The following is a 21,426-nucleotide window of genomic DNA, read 5'->3' as shown; positions in this document are numbered from 1 at the left end:
CCATCGCTTTAAGCCATACATATTTCTCTTGTTTATAACAATTATGGCTTACTGGCAAATTGCCTTTTGTACAAATGCAGTTAAATGGGATATGCTTGATTGTTGGCTGCCATGGAGGTATTTTATAGGTGAATGTTTGCAAAACAATGTATTTCCTTTTTGGAACCCTTATCAGGCTCTTGGATATCCCTTATACGCAGATCTTTCGGTACCAATATGGTCTCCTGAAGTGATGGTGACCAGTTTTTTTTTCGATCACAGTATTTATTCCTTACAAATACTTTTCGTCTTATATATTTTTGTTGCCGCAGCAGGTATGTTTCGCCTCATACGCTATTTAACCCAAAACAATTATGCAGCACTTATAATTAGCTGTGCTTATATTCTGAGTGGCTTTTTTATTGCTCATGTACAACATTTTATCCTTATAACGAGTGCCGCATATATGCCCTGGTTCTTCTTATATTTTATAAAAATTCTTAATAAACAATTGTGGCAAGACTCCCTCAAGTCAGCCTTCTTCCTTTTTTTAATGGTCACCACAGGATATGCAACCCTTACCATACTTGCAGGGTATCTATGTTTCTTCTTTACAATATTCTTCGTTTGGTATCAGATAAAAAATAAAAAAAATATTGCATTTAATAAACTCCTTTCCAGCCTATTTGTTTTCTTACTTTTTTCTACTGTATTGTGTTTGCCAATCATTGTCTCGTTTATCCAGGTAATGCCACAAATTGAACGCTTTAGCCAGGGAGTTTCGGATAGCACGGCGGTGCGTGGACCTCTTTCGCCTAAAAGTTTCTTGTCGTTTATTTCACCATTCAGTATGGTAAACGACGAGAAGTTTTTTCACACAGACATTGCAATGAGTAATGCATATATTGGAATAATTACTCTGGTATTGCTTTTTACGGCTATACTATCAGGACTGTCGCGTATTCACAAACTTGTACTTGGCACTTCCCTGATTTTTCTGCTTGTGGCAGCAGGAGATTCCTTTCCTTTATTTAAAATGTCCCGCCACTTGCCTTTGTTGGGAGTTTTTCGGTTCCCAAGCCTTTATAGCTACTTCTCCACATTTTTCTTTTTCATACTCGTGGCATTTTACCTGAATAAAGGGTTCGCACAAATAAAAGACAATAAAAAACAGATCGTTACTTCAACTTTACTTATAACACTTTTGTTATTTTGCGTATTAATTATAGCATTTGCAAAAACAGATTTCGGACAGTTTAGCTACTTAAAATCATACTCGTCATTTGGGCTATGGGTCAATAGCGGCAATGTGTATGAAAACACTTTTTTGTATGCGATCTTCCAGCTTGTTATTCTAGGATTTTTTCTGTTAATAGTTTTCAAAAGCACAAATTTTCGCTTTCATCTATTGCTATTAGTACTGACAGAAATGACAGTTTCTGTGCAAGGTAATATTTACAAAACAGCTATTACAGAAAATAACGTTAAATCACTTTCCAACCAATTAAGAGATCAGCCTAAAGGTTTTCCTAAACCGAACTTATCAATAAAAATAAAAAACTATACCGATGATAATAGAAAAATAAACGGACTTTGGCGCAATACCAATATTTTTTCCAAAACTATTTCAGCAGATTGCTTTAGCTCATTTCACTTGAAGGATTTTGACAATTTAAAAGACCATTTTCCAAACCTGCTAAATGCGTCTTTAAATAATCCGCTTATTTATTTATCCGGCAATATTTTTTCCGTAAATAGTTTACACGATACGCTTATTGACCCAAATAAAAATACTAAAGATGTCTACCTGAACGATAATGATTATAAGGAGATTAAAGAATCCGCCCTTGGTATTTCCAATGGAGATACAGTATCCATCGCTGCATTTACACCCAATGAAATACTTTTGAACACGGAAACAAAAAAAATCACCTTACTTACCTTATTACAAAGCAACTACAGCAGTTGGAAAATTTTTATCGATAATAAAGAAGTCAAAAAGATCGTAGCAAATACAAACTTTATGTCCATCTTGTTGCCTCCAGGATCACACAAGGTAAAATTCATGTTTGACAATAAGGTGGTTGTTTTTGTCTCTTCTGTTACATATATTTTAGTGCTTATTTTAATTATATACTTCATCGTATCATACTATAAAGCTCAAAATGACAAACGCTGGAAACATTTAATAATAACGATCACTGTTACTTCCGGACTTTGGATGGGTTTTAAAATTGTTAATAATAAACCATATATAGGATCTGAGAATGAATATTTGTTTGAGCTTGAAACAAAAACAAAAACGATTGTGGATAGCCTAAAAAGCAATCATACGGATGCGAATGTTTTATTCAACACCGATAAGACAATTAAACTAAATTACAAGATAATGCGATTTGAGGAGAACGCTGACCTGGATGCCCTTGCTAAACTAGTTCATGAAAGCAAGAGCACACATTTTATTTATACATGGCTCAATGTTCGAGATCCATTGGAAGTAACCGAGATCATCCGTTCAAAATATCCCAAAGCAAGTACCTTATTTGATAAGGAAAGACGCTCTATACGGCTTTTTTCGATTGATACAAATTACACACGACCCAGCCTTTTCTATTCATGCAACGACTTCAACAAACAATATACGCAATGGTCCCATAATCCTTCCGTAATAACTTCAATTAAAGCAGATTTCACGGAGCTTTCTGTAAATGCTAACCTTTTAGATTCTCTGAATATATACAGTAGCACATATGAATACAAAATAGGAGCGGAAGTCAATAAATTAAAGGAAAAATTTATGACGATCAGTTTGGATGCAATTGCAGAGAAGGAATTTACAGGAGTATTGGTATATGCAATTGATCGTGATGGGAAAACATATCAATATGTTACACAAAATATTGTGGCCAACGGTATTAATAAATGGACAAAAAATATTTTGCAAAAAAAAATTCCTCAGGAAATACAACCCGGAGATATTATAAAAATATATGTATGGAACACCGGAAAAGCTAAGGCTTACATCAGTAATTTTAAAGTGGTCTGCTATGCCGATTAAGCTCTAAGATACTATCCTGACTGTAGGCCAGACAATGCCTTCACACAACGTCTTCCTCTGGTTATTATTGAATAATTTTTGGACTGTTTCTCCCTCTTTTTATTTATATTTATCCGCCCAAATCAGATGGGAGAAAATAGTACTTAAAAGGGTTTGAGATGAGTGCATTACCGGATTTCAAAATTGTTGTGGCAGGCCCTGAACATGTTGGCTACAAGGAACAGATCGTTGAAGAAATGGCTGAATCCGCGAAGGTTCGCGGTACCGGCATAGCTAAGCGTTCCCCCGATTATGTCGCTCAGAAAATGCTGGAAGGCAAGGCTGTTATTGCGCTACATAACGATGGTGCCTGGGCCGGTTTTTGTTACATCGAAACATGGAGCCACGAACAATTTGTTGCCAACTCCGGGTTAATTGTTTCCCCAAAATTCCGTAAAAGCGGTTTGGCAAAAGCGATTAAACTAAAAATATTTGAATTATCACGCACCAAATACCCCAACGCGAAAATTTTCGGATTAACTACGGGATTGGCTGTTATGAAGATCAACTCAGAGTTGGGCTACGAGCCGGTTACATATTCTGAACTGACTACCGATAATGAATTCTGGAAAGGCTGCCAAAGCTGCGTTAACTTTGATATTCTTTCCATGAAAGGCCGCACAAATTGTTTATGTACAGCTATGCTATACAATCCTGCTGAAAAAGAAAAGAAACAGGAAACCCCGGCCGATACTTTTAAAAAAAGATCAAAGCTATATGAACGTTTTCTGAGCCTGAAAAAATTTGTGTTCTTAAAAAAAGACCTGAATCAAAAATGAGTAAGAAAAAAGTTGTGCTCGCTTATAGCGGAGGACTTGATACTACCTTCTGTGCCATTTATCTCTCCAAAGAAAAGAATATGGAGGTACATGCCGTAACTGTTGATACCGGAGGGTTTACAAAACAGGATATCGCGGAGATTGAAAAACGTGCGCTTTCGTTAGGCGCTGCTTCCTATTCATGTATAAATGCGGTTGATGATTTTTACAATCAGTGTATCAGGTATTTGATATATGGCAACGTACTTAAAAACGGTACGTATCCGCTTTCTGTAAGTGCGGAACGTATCTTCCAGGCATTGACTATAGCGAAATACGTACAAAAAATAAATGCCGATGCTGTAGCACATGGCAGTACAGGTGCCGGCAACGACCAGGTGCGCTTTGATATGGCGTTCAACATTCTTATTCCGAAAGCCGAGATCATTACTCCAATACGCGATCTGAAATTATCGCGCCAGGCAGAAATAGAATATTTAAAAAAACATGGTGTGCAGATGAATTTTGAAAAGGCTGCATACTCCATCAATAAAGGTATTTGGGGCACATCGGTAGGAGGGAAGGAAACACTTACTTCAGGCGGAGCATTGCCGGAAGAAGCATATCCATCGCAGCTAAAGAAAAAAACGCCGGAAAATGTCACACTCGTTTTTGAAAAAGGAGAACTCGTCGGACTTAACGACGAAAAATTTAAAAGTCCCGCAAAGGCTATTGCAAAGTTAAATGAACTGGCTTCGCCATTTGCAATAGGTCGTGATATACATGTGGGTGATACTATTATCGGCATAAAAGGCCGTGTTGGCTTTGAGGCTGCGGCACCCCTTATCACAATTAAAGCGCATCACGCCCTGGAAAAACACACGCTTACCAAATGGCAATTGTATTGGAAAGACCAAATGAGTGTATGGTACGGCAACTGGCTGCATGAAGGTCAGTTCCTGGATCCTGTAATGCGCAACATCGAAAAATTCCTGAAAGACACACAACAATTTGTAAGTGGTAAAGTTTTTCTTACGCTTGCTCCTTATGGGTTTAAAGTAAACGGCATTGATTCAGAGCACGACCTGATGTCGGCTAAATTCGGCAGTTATGGCGAAATGAACAATTCATGGACTGGTGATGATGTAAAAGGTTTCGCGAAAATTTTTGGAAACCAGGTGGCTATCTATAACGCAGTTAACAAAATTAATCCCTGATGGGTAAAAAATTAAATATCGGTATCATAGGCGGAGCCGGCTATACAGCAGGGGAGTTGATCCGTATTTTAATTTTTCATCCTAATGTTTCAATAAAATTTGTGCACAGTACTTCCAATGCAGATAAATATATTTATGGTGTGCACACTGATATGCTGGGTGATTGTGATCTGAAATTTTCTTCAACTATTGATCAGGATATTGATGTGCTTTATTTATGTCTTGGACATGGGGACTCCGTAAAATTCCTGGAACAGAACGATATAAACAAGGATATCCGGATCATTGATCTGAGCCAGGATTTCCGGGTTGATGCTGCTTTCAAAAAGCAAAACCGGAATTTTATTTATGGATTACCGGAGCTGAATAACACTTCAATTAAAACAGCTGAAAATATTGCCAACCCCGGCTGCTTTGCCACATCAATCCAATTGGCCCTATTGCCGCTTGCAGCTAAAAAATTACTGAACGAAGATGTTCACATCTCAGCGATAACAGGCAGCACAGGAGCAGGGCAGGCATTGAAACCCGAAACACATTTTACCTGGCGCTATAGTAATATGTCGACTTACAAGGCTTTTGAGCACCAGCATCTGAATGAAATAACACATTCTGTTTTGCAATTGCAGCCTTCGTTTAAAAAGAACATTCATTTTATTCCGTATCGCGGTAATTTTACAAGAGGAATTATGGCATCTGTTTACACACCTTATAAAGGCACAGAAAAAGATGCGATCGAACTTTATCAGAACTATTACAAAGATAGTTCATTTACACATGTAAGTACAAATAAGATCGACCTGAAACAAGTGGTGAACACCAATAAAGGAATCGTTCACCTACAAAAACATGGCGATCAGTTATTAATTACAAGCATAATCGACAACCTGCTGAAAGGCGCGTCAGGACAGGCTGTTCAGAATATGAATCTGATGTGCGGGCTGGATGAGAAGACAGGATTGAACTTGAAAGCAAGTGCGTTTTGATTTTTTCCCCTCTGGAGAGGGGGGGGGTGTTTGCCTGCGGGCAAGCAGGCTTGTCTGCCGAAGCCTTAACGAAGGCAGGGGTGTGTTTTTTAAATGTATTTATTATGAAATTATTTGACGTATATCCATTATTCGACATCACCATTGCGAAAGCACAGGGCTCAACCTTGTGGGATAGCAAAGGGAAAAAGTATCTTGACTTATATGGCGGACATGCTGTGATATCCATCGGGCATAGTCATCCGCATTATGTAAAGAAAATAAAAGATCAGCTTGATCAGATCGGATTTTATTCTAACTCGATAAAAATTGAACAGCAAAATGAGCTGGCAGAGAAATTGGGTGAGTTGAGCGGGTATAATGATTACCAGTTGTTTTTATGTAATTCCGGCGCTGAGGCAAATGAAAATGCAATTAAACTGGCATCCTTTCACACAGGCAAGAAAAAAATAATTTCTTTCAGCAAATCGTTTCATGGGCGCACTTCATTGGCTGTTGCCGCTACAGATGACAAAAGTATTGTTGCCCCTGTTAATGAAACGCCTAACATCCAGTTTTTACCTTTCAATGATGAGACCGCACTTGAACAGGCCATGAATAAAGATGTTTGTGCTGTGATTATAGAAGGCATTCAAGGCGTTGGCGGAGTAAACATTCCTACCAATTCATTTTTGAAAAAGATAGATACTCTTTGTAAACAGCATGGAGCGGTATTTATATTGGATGAAGTGCAATCAGGCTACGGACGTTCAGGAAAATTTTTCGCGCATCAATACTCCGGGGTAAAACCGCATATAATAACCACAGCTAAAGGCATGGGGAATGGGTTTCCTGTCGCCGGCGTTTTAATTTCACCCGAAATAAAACCTAAGCATAGTTTACTTGGCACTACTTTTGGCGGAAATTATTTAGCCTGTGCTGCAGCAATAGCGGTGCTGGAAGTGATCAAAGAAGAAAATCTTGTTGAGCAGGCTTTGCGCGTTGGCAACAACTGGATAAATGAACTTAAAAAATTGAATGGTGTAAAAGAAGTGCGCGGCCTGGGCTTAATGATAGGAGTAGAACTGGATGCACCTTGCGCGGAGATCCGTAAGAAACTATTGTTTGAACACAATATATTTACCGGTTCTGCTTCAAACAAAAATGTGATCCGTTTATTACCTGCGCTTAATGTTAAGCAGGAAGACATCGATCAATTCAATAACGCATTTAAACAAGTCCTGGCGCAAAGCCCGGTTGGCGCATGAACCAATTCACTTCAGTAACTGATGTTGCCAATATTAAATCCTTCGTTAAAGAAGCGTTAAAATTAAAATCAGATCCTTTAGCTTTTTCAAAGCTTGGCAAAAACAAAACGCTGGGATTGCTCTTCTTAAATCCAAGTCTGCGTACACGTTTAAGTACCCAAAAAGCCGCCATGAACCTTGGCATGAATGTAATGGTAATGAATATGGACAAGGATGGCTGGGCGCTTGAGATGCAGGATGATGTAATAATGAATGGCTCAACCGTGGAACATATTAAAGATGCTGCTGCAGTTATTGGAACATATTGTGATATTGTTGGTATACGGTCTTTCCCCGGCCTGAAAAACAAAGCGGAAGATTACAACGAAGAAACACTTTCCAGGTTTATCAAATATGCAAAAGTGCCTGTTATAAGCCTCGAAAGCGCTACCCTGCATCCATTGCAAAGTTTTGCCGACCTTATTACCATCGAAGAGAACCGCAAGAAAAATAAAAAACCAAAAGTAGTTCTTACATGGGCTCCTCATATAAAATCATTGCCGCAAGCCGTTTCCAATTCCTTTGCCGAATGGATGAACAATGCGGATGTAGATTTTGTTATTACACATCCGAAAGGCTATGAATTGGATAAAAAATTCACAGGCAAAGCAGCTATTTTGCATGACCAGGATGAAGCACTCAAGGGAGCTGATTTTGTGTATGTAAAAAACTGGTCGAGCTACAGCGATTATGGCAAAATACTTTCCTCCGGCGAAGGATGGATGCTTACCAACAAAAAACTGGAGCAAACAAATAAAGCAAAAGTAATGCACTGCTTACCCGTGCGCCGGGGATTGGAACTAGCGCATGAAGTGATTGATGGGCCAAATTCATTGATATTACAGCAAGCGGAGAACAGAGTGTATGCAGCACAGGCTGTGTTGAAGAATATGTTAAAGAAATAATATAGAAAAGGGAACGCAGATTTTTATGATTATTATGATCTGCGCAGATCCTGATCATAAAAAATCATAACGATCATAAAAATCAGTGTTCTATTTATAACCATGAAAGAGAAATTATACATAATAAAGATCGGCGGCAACGTACTCGACGCCCCTAAAGCCCTTGACAGATTTCTGGGCGATTTTGCAGGTATTAAAGGGAAAAAAATATTAGTGCATGGCGGAGGAAAAATTGCCACCGAACTCGGAAAAAAATTAGGTATTGAAACCAAAATGGTGGAAGGCCGCAGGATAACTGATGAAGCCACCATTGATCTGGTTACCATGACCTATGCAGGGCTTATTAATAAAAAAGTAGTAGCGGCATTGCAGTCCAAAAGTTGTAATGCCATTGGATTTAGCGGTGCAGACGGAAACCTGATAAAAGCCAAAAAACGCCCTGTTAAAACGATTGACTACGGTTTTGTAGGTGATATAGAAGATGATTCCGTGAATGTAGAATTGATATCCTCACTTCTTGCGCAAAATGTAATGCCGGTTGTTTGTCCTATTACACATGACGGAAACGGAAACCTGCTAAATACCAATGCTGACACAATCGCCGCGGTATTGGCTTATGCAACAGCAAAAAAATTCGAAACACATTTATTTTATTGCTTTGAGAAAAACGGGGTATTACTTGATGTAAATGATGATACTTCCTTTATACGTGAATTGAAAAAATCACAGTTCGAAGAATTAAAAAGCAAAAAACAAATTTATGAAGGAATGATTCCCAAGCTGGACAATGCTTTCGAGACCATCGCAAAAGGTGTTCATTCGGTATACATTTGTAATGCATTTCATTTGCCATCTATTATAAATAATACACAGCCCATTGGCACACGCATCTGTTAAATAGGATTATTGTGAATTTTTTAGAAAAATATTTGGTGAAAATTTGGAGCTTTCGTGCCCGCCTGTCCGGTAGGCAGGCTTTGGTGGCTAAAATTAAATTGCCACTAAAACACCAAAACACTAAAGCCCACCAAAAATTATTATTTGATAAATGAGCGAAGCGGTAACGTCTGAAAAATTATTTCATGATGCGGTAGAACTGCTGAAAGAGCTTATTGCGATTCCCTCATTCAGTAAAGAGGAAGAAGGAACAGCAGGAGCGATTGAGAATTTTTTTGCGGAACGGAATATGAAAACGCAGCGTAAGAAAAATAATGTATGGGTCCTCAATAAACATTTCGATAAGAGTAAACCTACTATATTATTAAACTCTCACCATGACACGGTAAAGCCCAATGCTGGCTATACACGCAGCCCATTCTTGCCGGAAGTAGAAGAAGCTAAATTATTCGGCCTCGGCAGTAACGATGCAGGAGGACCATTGGTAGCACTGATCGCGACCTTTGTATCATTTTATGAAAGAGCTGATCTGAAATACAATATTATCCTTGCCGCTACAGCTGAAGAAGAAATTTCCGGGAATAATGGCATTGCGAAGATCCTCAAAGATTTGCCTGCTTTGGATTGTGTAATTGTAGGTGAACCAACTCAAATGCAAATGGCCATTGCCGAAAAAGGTTTGATGGTTTTGGATTGCACAGCAAAAGGCGTTGCAGGACATGCCGCACGCAACGAAGGCGATAACGCCATTTACAAAGCCATAAAAGATATTGAATGGATAAAAAATTACCAGTTCCCAAAAGTATCTGAAACACTGGGGCCGGTAAAAATGAGTACCACCATTATTAATTCAGGCAAACAGCATAACGTGGTTCCTGATGAATGTAAATTTACAGTTGATGTGCGTACAACAGATGCTTATACCAATGAAGAAACACTTGCCATTATTAAACAGCATGTGTCTTCCGATATTATGCCACGCTCAACACGCCTGCAGCCTTCTTTTATTAGTAAAGATCATGCACTTGTAAAAGCAGCGAAGACACTTGGCATTAAAACATTTGGCTCACCTACTTTATCCGACCAATCGCTGATTGATGCGCCTTCGGTGAAGATAGGGCCGGGTGATAGTGCACGCTCACATTCGGCGGATGAGTATATTGGATTGGGTGAAATAAAGGAGGGGATTGAGGTTTATAGGAGGTTGTTGGGGGAAATAATAAAATAATAAATAAATGGACATAGGAACGGGGTTAACCATTTTAGGAAGTAAAGAAATTGTTGGAAAAATACTTGGACCAACTGCCGATTATCTCGGAAAAGGGTTAAAAGATTTTACAGAAAAAAGGGTGGATACATTGAAAAATATTTTTTCTAATGCAGGCAAAAAATTAGGTAAAAAGCTTGACGAGGAAAGTGGTGGGGTTTCTCCGAAAGTATTAAAAGGAATAATTAACGAAGGCTCATATTGTGATGATTTTCTTTCCGTTGATTACTTTGGTGGAGTACTCGCTTCATCAAGAAGTGGAATATCAAGAGATGATAGGGGGGCTTATTTTAATGCGCTTATAAGTAGGCTATCATCCTATCAATTGCGCCTGCACTATATTATGTATCACACTGTTAAAGAGCTATACAACGGGGAGTCTACAAATGTTGCATTTGACCAAGAAAGAAATAATTTAAGGGTATTTATCCCAATTGAAACATATGCTATAGCAATGGATTTTGTTGAAGAAGAGAAAAAAGAAATTTCAAACTTAATTAATCATTCCATTTTTGGTCTTTTAAAAGAAGACTTAATCGATGGGTATTTTCAATTTGGCGGAAAGGAACACATTCAAAAAACTTTTCCCGAAAGCAATGTTGGAGGAATGATACTGCAACCTTCACCATTAGGTATCGAATTGTTTTTATGGGCATATGGGAAGGGGCAGGTACATATTCAAGATTTTTTAAAAAACTCTATCACTTTTGAAATAGATGAAAAAATAAAATTATCGGGAGAAAAAAAGAAAATCAAAAATTAACCCATGAAACTCTGGCAAAAAGGATATAAAACAAACGAAAAGATAGAGTTGTTCACAACATTATGAGTAACATTAAACTATTTGAAAGCAAACAAATACGAAGTGCTTGGGATGAAACCGAGCAGAAGTGGTATTTTTCTATTCAGGATGTAGTTCAATTATTAACGGATACTTCTGATGTAAAGGATTATATCAAAAAAATGAAAAAGCGTGATGTTCAGCTAAATTCCAACTGGGGGACAATTTGTCCCCTGGTTGAAATGATGGCTGCTGACGGCAAAAAACGAAAAGTTCAAGCCGCCAATGCTCAGGGGCTTCTGAGAATTATTCAATCTATTCCATCACCAAAAGCAGAACCCTTTAAACTTTGGTTGGCGCAAGTTGGCTCGGACAGATTGGACGAAATTGAAAATCCGGAATTAGCGACCCAACGCACAAGAGAACTTTATAAACTGAAAGGGTATTCTGACGACTGGATAGAAAAACGTATGCGCAGTATCGCGATACGTGAAGAACTGACAGAAGAATGGAAAAACAGGGGAGTAAAAGAGCAAAGAGAATACGCGATCCTTACTGCTGAAATTTCAAAAGCGACATTTGGATTAACCCCTACACAATACAAAAATGTAAAAGGTCTTAAAAGCCAAAACCTCAGAGACCACATGACCGACCTTGAGTTGATCTTTTCAATGCTTGGAGAGGCTTCGACAACTGAAATTGTAAAGACGCAGAATCCAAAAGGATTTATAGAAAATCGCAAAGCAGCTAAACAAGGAGGGAGCGTAGCAGGCAACGCAAGACGAGAACTTGAAAGCCGGACAGGTAAAAAAGTAATATCCAAAGACAATTATTTGCCCGAAGCAGAGAAAAAGAAAGAATTAAATAAAGGAAAAGGGAAAAAGAGATAACCAAACCTAAAACAGGAAGGTTTCAGTTGGTTACAAATTGTAATCGCTGAAAAACAATATCAATAAAGTACATACCTTTACCGTATGAAACTCTGGCAAAAAGGATATAAAACAAACGAAAAGATAGAACTGTTCACCGTTGGCAACGATGCGATGTTCGACATACAGCTGGCTAAATACGATGTGTTTGGCTCTATTGCGCATGCACGGATGATAACTTCTATTGGCCTGCTGACAAAAGAGGAATTAAAAAAGATAGAGATAGAACTAAAAAAAATATACAAACAAATTAAAGCCGGAAAATTTAAAATTGAAGATGGAGTAGAGGATGTACATTCGCAAATAGAGTTGATGCTTACACAAGCTCTTGGCGAAACCGGCAAAAAGATTCATGTGGGCCGCTCCCGCAACGATCAGGTGTTGGTTGATCTAAAATTATTTCTGCGCGAAAATATAAAAGAGATAACTGACAGTGTTGAAGAGCTTTTCAAGCTGCTCATTAAGCAAAGTGAAAAGTACAAAGATCATTTGTTCCCCGGCTATACACATTTCCAGGTAGCAATGCCTTCTTCGTTCGGCTTGTGGTTTGGAGCCTATGCCGAAAGTTTGGTTGATGATGTGGGAATGCTTACGGCAGCCTATGATGTGGTGAACAAAAACCCACTCGGTTCTGCAGCCGGTTATGGATCCTCATTTGCGCTAAATCGTAAAATGACAACCGACTGTCTTGGTTTTGAAAGCCTGAACCACAATGTTGTTTATGCCCAAATGACACGGGGAAAATCGGAAAAAGTTACGGCCATGGGAATGGCTAATGTGGCCTCCACATTAGCGAAGCTGGCATACGACATGTGCTTATATATGAACCAGGAATTCAGTTTTGTTTCGTTTCCTGATGAGTTAACAACAGGTTCAAGCATTATGCCGCATAAAAAGAATCCTGATGTATTCGAGTTGATCCGTGCGCGTTGCAACAGGATACAATCCATTCCAAATGAACTTACATTACTCACTAATAACCTGCCATCGGGCTATCACCGGGACCTGCAATTAACCAAGGAAATTATTTTTCCTGCCATTATATCCCTGCAGGAATGCATTGCTATGACCATATTAATGCTCGAAAACATTTCCATTAAAAAGGATATATTGAACGACAAGAAATACGATATGCTTTACAGCGTTGAATCTGTCAATCAATTAGTAATGCAGGGGATCCCATTCCGTGATGCGTACAAACAAGTTGGAGAAACAATTGCCAAAGGAAAATTTACACGTCCTAAGAAGGTTGTATATACACACCAAGGCAGTATTGGTAATTTGAATAATGATAAGATAGTAACGCAATTTAATAAGGCGAAAGCAGCGTTGGGGAAAAAGTCTGTGATGTTGGATCTGGTCAAATAATTATTTCCCGTCCTGCCATTCGAGCACTCCTTTACCCTTTTCAACTTTTGGAGCCGTTGCAGCGAGATAATTTGCGAGGATTGTTTCTGCTATACCGGAAAAATAGTCATTTACTATTCTATTGGGGTTATTCGTATTAGCAGGAAAATTTTTAGTTGCTAGTCCTGAATTCAATAAATTGCCGCTCAGATCAAATATGGAATAATGAACCGCCGCGGTGCGGTCAAACCCTCCGGTAGTGCTATTTCCACTATTATCAACGTTGATCTTCATGTCGAGTTGGTTAATAAAAATAAATATCTCCGTACCATATTTTTTATGAAGGGTGGTCAGTAAATTCGGGTTGGTGATTCTTGTATTCATGAATTTTCGCTGGTCGTTGGTAGCAACTATGATCTGGCCGTTTTGAATTTTAGGCTTATTTATCATATGGTCTGCTTGTGTCTTTCCGGTTGAATCCGGAACAACATCATATTTATAAGCTATTGAGGAATAAATGTAATACTGATCGCTCATTGACCTGGCCGTATCACTCAACAATGAAATTACGCTGTATTTTTTTTTGAATTCTGCAACAACACTATAATCAAGCCCGGAACGAAAGGCATAGCGGATCTGATTAAAATTCATCTTTGTTTCCTTATTCACATTCTGGTCAATTTCCGACATATACAATTTTGGTTCAAAAGGAATGACTAATACTTTGCGTGTGTCTTTCCTTTCAATCATTGAAGGGGGGGCAATTTTGGGCTTATCGGAGGAGGGCGAAACAGTTGTGCTTTGGGAAAAGGAGATGTGAGATATGAGACATGAGATAAGAGACAAAAGGGCCACACCTGCGCGGAAATGCTTCGGCAGGCAAGCGAGAAACGAGGGACGAGGGGCCGTGTCTACGCAGAAATGCTTCGACAGGCAGGCGAGGGAAAAAAATTTTTGAGGCAATAAAATTAACCGTGTCATATTAAATAGGTTTATCAAACTCCCTCTCCTCCGGATAGGGGTGAGGACCTTTATTTTATAAACAGCCTCATCACATCATTTCCATTGGCGTACAACAATAATGCCAGCAATAACATCATTCCGGCATATTGCGCGTATTCCATTACCTTTTCATTTGGCTTACGGCGCGTTATCACTTCGTAAAGCAAAAACATCATATGCCCGCCATCTAACGCCGGAATAGGCAATATATTCATAATGGCGAGCACAATAGATAAAAATGCTGTAAATACCCAAAAACGCTGCCAATCCCATACAGGCGAATATGCTTTACCAATGGTTATAAAACCGCCAAGGGATTTGTGAGCATCCTTTGTGGTAAATATCATTTTCATTTGCTTGATATAACTGTCCATTGTTTCGACCCCTTTGTGGATACCGGCAGGAAATGATTCCAAAAAGCTGTAGCTACGTGTAGAAAACTGAAAATAGTCCAAAGGGCCTTTGTTAATGAAACCCAACTTTCCTTCAGCTGATACATATATCTTCAACGCAACAGTATCGTTATTACGATTCACATTAACCTTTACGAATGCCTCCTTATGGCGTTGAAGAGACTGCACAACATTTTGATAAAAGGCCGTCGGAACAGAATCAATTGAAATTATTTTATCTCCTTTCTTTAATCCTCCTAAATCGGCAGCCATTCCGGGAATAACGGAATCCACCTCACAAGGCATACGTATATCAAATAATGAGACCTTGCCCTTGATAAGTTCCGTAAAATATTCTTCTTTTATCGGAATATCTAATTTCTGTCCATCCCGATCCACCTGCACACTTTTGGCTTTATTTAAAATTATTTCAAGAGGGATCTTGTTAAAATTGTCCACCTCTTTATTGTCAACAGAAAGTATTTTATCCCCATCTTTAAAGCCCATTCTCAATGCGGTAGAGTCACAAGCAATGCCATACTTAGCATTTTTAGTCGGGAGATATTCTTCGCCCCAGGCAAACAGTACCATTGCATAAATAAGTACACCAAGTATAACATTCACGGTTACACCACCACACATAATAATGAGACGCTGCCAGGCAGGTTTGGAGCGAAACTCCCAGGGTTGAGGAGGAAGTTTCATTTGTTCTTTGTCCATCGACTCATCGATCATGCCTGCAATTTTTACATAGCCGCCCAAAGGAAGCCAGCCGATGCCGTACTCTGTTTCACCACGCTTTATTTTAAAAAGTGAGAACCATGGATCGAAAAACAAATAGAATTTTTCAATTTTAGTTTTAAAAAGTTTAGCAGGAATAAAGTGCCCCAGCTCGTGCAGCACAATTAGAATCGAGAGGCTAAGTATAAATTGAATGGCCTGGATCATGGTTTAGTTATCAGTTATTAAGTTATTGTCGCCAAAACGATGGCCTTCCCTCTTGAGAGGAGCAGGGGTGTGTTTAAATATTACACCCATTTATTACAATAACGTCAGCGCAAATTTACGGGTTTCTTTGTTTGTATTTACATAATCTTCATAAGAGGGCTTTGCGATAAAATTAATTTTACTCATACATTGTTCAATCACATCAGCGATCTTCACAAAGCTGATCTTATCCTGCAAAAACGCTGCCACGGCAATTTCATTGGCGGCATTAAGTACACAAGCTGTATTTCCGCCCTTATTCATGGCCTGAAATGCCAGATCAAGACAACGGAATGCTTTTTTATCAGGTTGCTCGAAGGTTAAATTGGGATAGTCTAAAAAATTAAACCGTTTAAAAGTTGAAGGTAAACGATTCGGGTATGCCAATGCATATTGAATAGGCAGCTTCATGTCGGGCAAGCCCATCTGGGCTTTCATGGAACCATCCTGAAACTGAACGATCGAATGAATAATTGATTGCGGATGCACGATCACATCGATCTGTTCAGGCTTAAGGTGAAATAGCCATTTTGCCTCTATCACTTCAAGTCCTTTGTTCATAAGGGTTGCAGAGTCGATGGTAATTTTTGCTCCCATGTCCCAGTTGGGATGTTTGAGTGCCTGCGCTTTTGTAACCGTTGAAAGATATTTTGTGTCCTTCCCCCGGAAAGGTCCACCGGAAGCGGTTAAATATATTTTTTCAACCGGGTTGTGGAATTCACCCGCCAAACATTGAAAAATAGCCGAATGTTCTGAATCAACCGGGTAAATATTAATTCCCTTTTCTTTGGCAAGAGCGGTAACAAGCTCTCCTGCCACAACCAATGTTTCTTTATTGGCCAATGCAATTTGCTTTCCTGCTTTTATCGCGCTTAGGGTTGACGCCAATCCGGCATAGCCCACAATGGCAGCAAGCACCATGTCAATTTCATCCATTTGTACTACCTGTTCAACCGCACTATTGCCCGTAAATACTTTTATGCCTTTGTCAAACAATGCGTCTTTTACAAATTTCCATTTGCTGTCATCTGCAATAACAACTATGTTGGGATTAAATTCCAACCCCTGTTTGATAAGCAGATCCGCATTTCCATTTGCTGTCAATACTTCCACAGAAAACATTTCCGGATTCGCACGAATTACATCAAGTGCCTGCGTACCAATGGAGCCGGTAGAACCCAGGATGGCAAGTTTTTTGGTTTCAGGTTTCATTCGCACTGATTATATACTTAATAACTAATTCCTTTTTCACCTAACTAAAACACCATATAATCCTGCGGATCGATCGGGTTCCCATTATACCATAATTCGAAATGCAAATGCGGACCGGTAGATTGTTCGCCGCTATTACCCACAATTGCGATCACTTCACCCGCCTTTACAAAAGCCCCCGTTTTTTTCATTAACGCCGAACAATGTTTATACACCGAGATCAGGTTATTACTATGCTGTACCTGCGCAGTGTAGCCGGTTTCTGTGGTCCACGCTGCCAATATAACGGTCCCGTCAAGTGTTGATTTGATGGCTTCATTTTCTTTAGCAACAACGTCCACTCCGAAATGTTCATCGGCAATTTTAAATGACGTTGTAACGGTTCCCTTTAAAGGGGTGAAAAAGAAAAAACTGGAAATCCCATTATTTGCAGGCTTCCCATCACTCTGTGCAAGGCTAAAGCGCTCCTTGTGTTCTACCTCGCTTCGCAAAATAGAATCTTCTTTTGAGGGCTGGCTGGCAATGATTAGGGCTTTATAGTTTTTGGTCGTGTCGCGTTTGTTCTGGATGCTGTCCGGTTTAATATTCCCGCTGATCACATTATTAATATTTTCGATGTATTGTGTTTTCAGGGCCAATTCGTATTGCAGCGAATCGGCTCTTACAGCGAGATTTATCAGGGAGCGGCGCATCGTAATATCGGCATACCCCGGAATATATTCCCGAAGGGGAGTAAATGCAATAGTGCTGATAACAATAACAATAAGTAAAATAATTGTAGCGCCAATACCAATAAACAGTGATAATGGCTTTAATTTTAATACAAACTTCTCTTCAAAAGAAGAGTCATTTAGTATAACCAACCTGTAACGATCACGCAGGCGTTCCGACAAACTGCGCTTTTTATGTGTTTCGGGCGACATAAGGGTTGTAAATATCGCAAAAATACCCCTTTATATCCCTTAAATTCACTAATGTTTCGCAATAAAGAAAAGAATAGAAAGGATGCTCAAAAAATTATAATAATTTTGCCTTTCCAGCGTTGTACCAGCAAGCATTTAAGTGATACGCGGCAACATATTAAAAAGTGTTTTTTTCGCCCTTCTTTTCACAGGGCTTTTGGTGTTTATAACCGGTTGCTCAACAAAGCGCAATACTTTTGTGACCAGAACTTTTCATAACACCACTTCCCGCTTCAACGGCTATTTTTATGCAAATGAAAGTGTAAAAGATGCCGTAAGCCGACTCGAAAAAAATCACAAAGATGATTTTACACAAATTTTACCTGTTTATATATATCCTTCAGCGGATGAGGCAAAAGGACTGTTCCCGGATATGGATAAAGCGATAAAAAAACTTTCTACTGTTATTCATCGTCATACCATAACCACCAAAAGCAAAAAAGAAATTCCGGGAGCCTGTAAATGGATTGATGACAGCTACCTGCTTATGGGTCAGGCGCATTTTTATAAACGCGATTTTTTTTCCGGCATCGAGACCTTCGACTATGTTGCCAAAACATATAAAACCCTTCCCACCCGGTTCAAAGGTATGATGTGGCTTATTCGCTCCTATGATGAACTTGGCAGTATATCCCAGGCTGAATCTATGATCGATCTGTTAGCGGATGAGAAAGAATTTCCCAAAGAATATAAAGCCGAGTTAGCAGCTATTCAAGCCCAACATTTTATTTTACGCGAAAATTACGGAGGAGCTTTAAAGCCTTTAAATATTGCTATTGCGTTAACCAAAAAGAAGAAAGTACGCGCGCGCTATATGTTTATAGAAGCGCAACTGGAACAAAAGCTGGGGAAAACAAAAAAGGCCTCTGCATTATACAGCGAAGTTATCAGAATAAACCCCGGCTATGAGTTAACCTTCAATTCACAGATTAACCGCGCGCGCTGCTTTGAAGTTACATCATCAACCGCAGGAGCATCAATAAAAAAAGAATTGAATAAGATGCTGAAAGATGAAAAAAACACGGAGTATTTCGACCAGATCTATTACGTGCTGGCTGAAATAGCGGAAAAAGAAAACGATATCCCGCAGTGCATAAATTACCTTAAAAAGTCGGCACAGGCAAGTGTTTCCAACAATACCCAAAAAGCTCTTGCTTTCCTGAAACTTGCAGATATCGCCTTTGCAAATACGGACTATAAATCAGCACAGGCCTATTACGACAGCACAGTAACACTGGTTAAACCCGGATTTCCGAACTACGAACTTATCGTAAATAAAAAAAACAGTTTGTCGGAGTTGGTTAAAAATCTGAATATTATTGCAAAAGAGGATAGCCTGCAACTTTTTGCCAAAATGGATGAAAAAGAACGCAATGCAAGGATAGAAAAAATGATCATTCAGCTTGAAGAAGAAGAAAAGAAAAAGGAAGAGGAAAAGCAGCTTCAACAGCAACAGGCTCTCCAGGTTACCCAGATCACTCAGCAAAATAATGCGCAACAAAACAGCGGACAATGGTATTTCTATAATCCAACGACAGTGAGTTTTGGCGCTTCTGAGTTTCGTAAAAAATGGGGCGATCGCAAACTGGAGGATAACTGGAGAAGAGCTTCAAAAGAGATCGTGCTGGATGACTCCGGAACAAACCCTGAACAGACTCTTGCAAGTGACACAAGTAAAAAGGCAAGTCCAAAAATTTCAAACAAAAAAAGCAAAGAATATTATTTACAAAATCTCCCGCTGACTGAAAGCGCTGTTCAAAAATCAAATGAAAAAATAGTTGACGCTTATTATAACCTTGGAGCTATTTATAAAGAACAGTTATACAACAACAACAAAGCGGCCGAATCATTTGAAGAGATGCTGAAACGCTATCCGGAGAACAAATATAAACTTTCAACATATTACCAGTTATACCGTTTGTATTTAACAATCGGAGATAATGACCGGGCAGAATATTATAAAAACATCTTCCTTACCAAATACCCCGAAACAGAATATGCCAAAATAATTGACAACCCCGATTATAACAAAGAAAAACAGGCGGACATTGGTGAAGCGGAAAAACTATATACTGAAACATATCAGTTGTACCGTGATGCTAATTACCTCGCTGTGATCGTCAAATGCCAGATCGCTGATACCGCACTTGGAAAGAGTCCGCTGCTGTCTAAATTCGACCTGCTTGAAGCTCTTGCCATAGGACGCACACAGGGAACCAGTGCTTTTGAAAGCGCTTTGACACGTATCGTGATCAAATATCCAAAAGACGAAGTGAAAGACAAGGCCCAGGAATATCTTGACCTGATCAAAAAACAAAAAGACGGGCTCTCGGATACCAAAAAAGACAGCCTGATTAACAATGCTGTTCAATACCTGTATAACAAGGATGCTGAATATTACTGGATTTTTGTATATGACGGGCCAATTGACATCAACAAAATAAAGATCGAGCTTTCAGACATTAACTCCGAGTATTATAGTTTGGATAATTTATTCATTGAAAATATTTTATTGGACGCAGGAAAGCAAATGATAAGTGTGAAATCATTTGTCGGCAAAGAAAAAGCCATGACCTATTACAATCTGATATCAAAAGATAAAAAAGAAATTTTTTCAGACCTTGATGCAGCGAAATTAAAAACGTTTGTTATTTCTTCCGAAAACTTCCCGGTGTTCTATAAAGCAAAAAATATCAGTGACTACATGGCTTTTTTTCAGGGAAATTTTTTGAAATAAATATTATCCGTCAAATAACAATTCATACTCATGAAATAGCCATATACCTTCGGCATACCAAATGGACATAAATATGGCGTATTCCATCTGACAAATGGTAACTTAAAAATTATACACAAATGAAGCATTCATGATTTAATAAACACAAAGAGGAATGAACATTTAACTTTGGTGCTATAATCAAAAACTTTATAGCATCATGGAAACAGAAAAAGTAGAATACGAACAAATAGTTGAACGAGGTTGCGGACTGGATGTGCATAAGGAAACAATGGTAGCCACAATTAAAGGTAAAGAGATAAAAGCAGAAACACGAACCTTTACCACCTTTACAAGTTCTTTGACAGAATTGAGAGATTGGTTAAAACAGGCAGGCATTACGCATGTTGCGATGGAAAGCACCGGGGTGTATTGGAAACCAGTATACAATATATTGGAATCCAATTTTGATATTCTTCTTGTCAATGCCCGGCACATGAAAAATGTACCCGGTCGCAAGACAGATAAAGCGGATAGTTCATGGATAGCCAAATTGCTGTTGAGCGGTCTTTTGAAACGAAGCTTTATACCGCCAAGAGACATACGTGAATTACGTGATCTGTTCCGGTATAAAAAGAAACTGGTTGGGCAGGTAAGCTCTGAAAAAAATCGTTTGCTGAAGATACTGGAAGATGCGAATATTAAG

Annotated in this window: 17 protein-coding genes; 13 read left to right on the top strand and 4 right to left on the bottom strand. The window is 38.9% G+C overall.

Annotated features, from left to right (window positions below; translation table 11 throughout):
- Positions 1–43 precede the first annotated feature (43 nt).
- From HYU69_16800 to argH, 11 genes are all read left to right on the top strand, one after another.
- The gene (locus HYU69_16800; GenBank protein ID MBI2272000.1) at positions 44–3,037 is read left to right on the top strand and encodes a hypothetical protein; all 2,994 of its coding nucleotides are present in this window, start codon (positions 44–46) and stop codon (positions 3,035–3,037) included.
- A gap of 158 nt (positions 3,038–3,195) precedes the next feature.
- Positions 3,196–3,855, top strand: a complete 660-nt coding sequence (locus HYU69_16795; protein MBI2271999.1) for a GNAT family N-acetyltransferase — start codon at positions 3,196–3,198, stop codon at positions 3,853–3,855.
- The gene (locus tag HYU69_16790) at positions 3,852–5,051 is read left to right on the top strand and encodes an argininosuccinate synthase (protein MBI2271998.1); all 1,200 of its coding nucleotides are present in this window, start codon (positions 3,852–3,854) and stop codon (positions 5,049–5,051) included. Before HYU69_16795 ends, HYU69_16790 begins: the two co-directional genes overlap by 4 nt.
- On the top strand, positions 5,051–6,037 hold the full coding sequence (locus tag HYU69_16785) for an N-acetyl-gamma-glutamyl-phosphate reductase (GenBank protein ID MBI2271997.1): 987 nt from the start codon (positions 5,051–5,053) through the stop codon (positions 6,035–6,037). Before HYU69_16790 ends, HYU69_16785 begins: the two co-directional genes overlap by 1 nt.
- A 104-nt stretch (positions 6,038–6,141) precedes the next feature.
- Positions 6,142–7,284: an aspartate aminotransferase family protein gene (locus HYU69_16780; GenBank protein ID MBI2271996.1), complete on the top strand. Its 1,143-nt coding sequence runs from the start codon at positions 6,142–6,144 to the stop codon at positions 7,282–7,284.
- The gene (locus tag HYU69_16775; GenBank protein MBI2271995.1) at positions 7,281–8,228 is read left to right on the top strand and encodes an acetylornithine carbamoyltransferase; all 948 of its coding nucleotides are present in this window, start codon (positions 7,281–7,283) and stop codon (positions 8,226–8,228) included. Before HYU69_16780 ends, HYU69_16775 begins: the two co-directional genes overlap by 4 nt.
- Before the next feature lie 102 nt (positions 8,229–8,330).
- A complete protein-coding gene (gene argB, locus HYU69_16770) occupies positions 8,331–9,125 on the top strand; it encodes an acetylglutamate kinase (protein ID MBI2271994.1) in 795 nt (264 codons plus the stop codon).
- Positions 9,126–9,276: 151 nt separating this feature from the next.
- A complete protein-coding gene (locus HYU69_16765) occupies positions 9,277–10,353 on the top strand; it encodes a M20 family metallo-hydrolase (protein ID MBI2271993.1) in 1,077 nt (358 codons plus the stop codon).
- A 7-nt stretch (positions 10,354–10,360) separates the two neighbouring features.
- Positions 10,361–11,155 carry a hypothetical protein gene (locus HYU69_16760; GenBank protein MBI2271992.1) on the top strand — a complete coding sequence of 265 codons (795 nt, stop codon included), beginning with the start codon at positions 10,361–10,363 and terminating at the stop codon, positions 11,153–11,155.
- A 62-nt stretch (positions 11,156–11,217) separates the two neighbouring features.
- Positions 11,218–12,063, top strand: coding sequence for a Bro-N domain-containing protein (locus HYU69_16755; protein ID MBI2271991.1), 846 nt, complete (start codon positions 11,218–11,220; stop codon positions 12,061–12,063).
- Positions 12,064–12,147: 84 nt separating this feature from the next.
- Positions 12,148–13,470, top strand: a complete 1,323-nt coding sequence (argH, locus tag HYU69_16750) for an argininosuccinate lyase (GenBank protein ID MBI2271990.1) — start codon at positions 12,148–12,150, stop codon at positions 13,468–13,470.
- On the opposite strand, the gene HYU69_16745 is transcribed toward argH, so the two are convergent.
- The 4 genes from HYU69_16745 to HYU69_16730 form a co-directional block, all read right to left on the bottom strand.
- On the bottom strand, positions 13,471–14,199 hold the full coding sequence (locus tag HYU69_16745) for a hypothetical protein (protein ID MBI2271989.1): 729 nt from the start codon (positions 14,197–14,199) through the stop codon (positions 13,471–13,473).
- A gap of 281 nt (positions 14,200–14,480) precedes the next feature.
- A complete protein-coding gene (gene rseP, locus HYU69_16740) occupies positions 14,481–15,791 on the bottom strand; it encodes an RIP metalloprotease RseP (protein ID MBI2271988.1) in 1,311 nt (436 codons plus the stop codon).
- 93 nt (positions 15,792–15,884) lie between these two features.
- Positions 15,885–17,042, bottom strand: coding sequence for a 1-deoxy-D-xylulose-5-phosphate reductoisomerase (locus HYU69_16735; protein ID MBI2271987.1), 1,158 nt, complete (start codon positions 17,040–17,042; stop codon positions 15,885–15,887).
- A gap of 44 nt (positions 17,043–17,086) precedes the next feature.
- Positions 17,087–17,965: a M23 family metallopeptidase gene (locus HYU69_16730; GenBank protein MBI2271986.1), complete on the bottom strand. Its 879-nt coding sequence runs from the start codon at positions 17,963–17,965 to the stop codon at positions 17,087–17,089.
- A 238-nt stretch (positions 17,966–18,203) separates the two neighbouring features.
- Here HYU69_16730 and HYU69_16725 point away from each other — a divergent pair, with 238 nt between their 5' ends.
- Together HYU69_16725 and HYU69_16720 are read left to right on the top strand one after the other, a co-directional pair.
- Positions 18,204–20,741, top strand: a complete 2,538-nt coding sequence (locus tag HYU69_16725; protein MBI2271985.1) for a hypothetical protein — start codon at positions 18,204–18,206, stop codon at positions 20,739–20,741.
- Between the two features lie 199 nt (positions 20,742–20,940).
- On the top strand, positions 20,941–21,426 hold a 486-nt coding region (locus HYU69_16720; protein ID MBI2271984.1), incomplete at its 3' end, for a transposase.

It is taken from the genome of Bacteroidota bacterium (assembly GCA_016183775.1).
Classification (GTDB): Bacteria; Bacteroidota; Bacteroidia; order JABDFU01; family JABDFU01; genus JABDFU01.
This window is presented reverse-complemented; position numbering and strand designations above follow the sequence as displayed.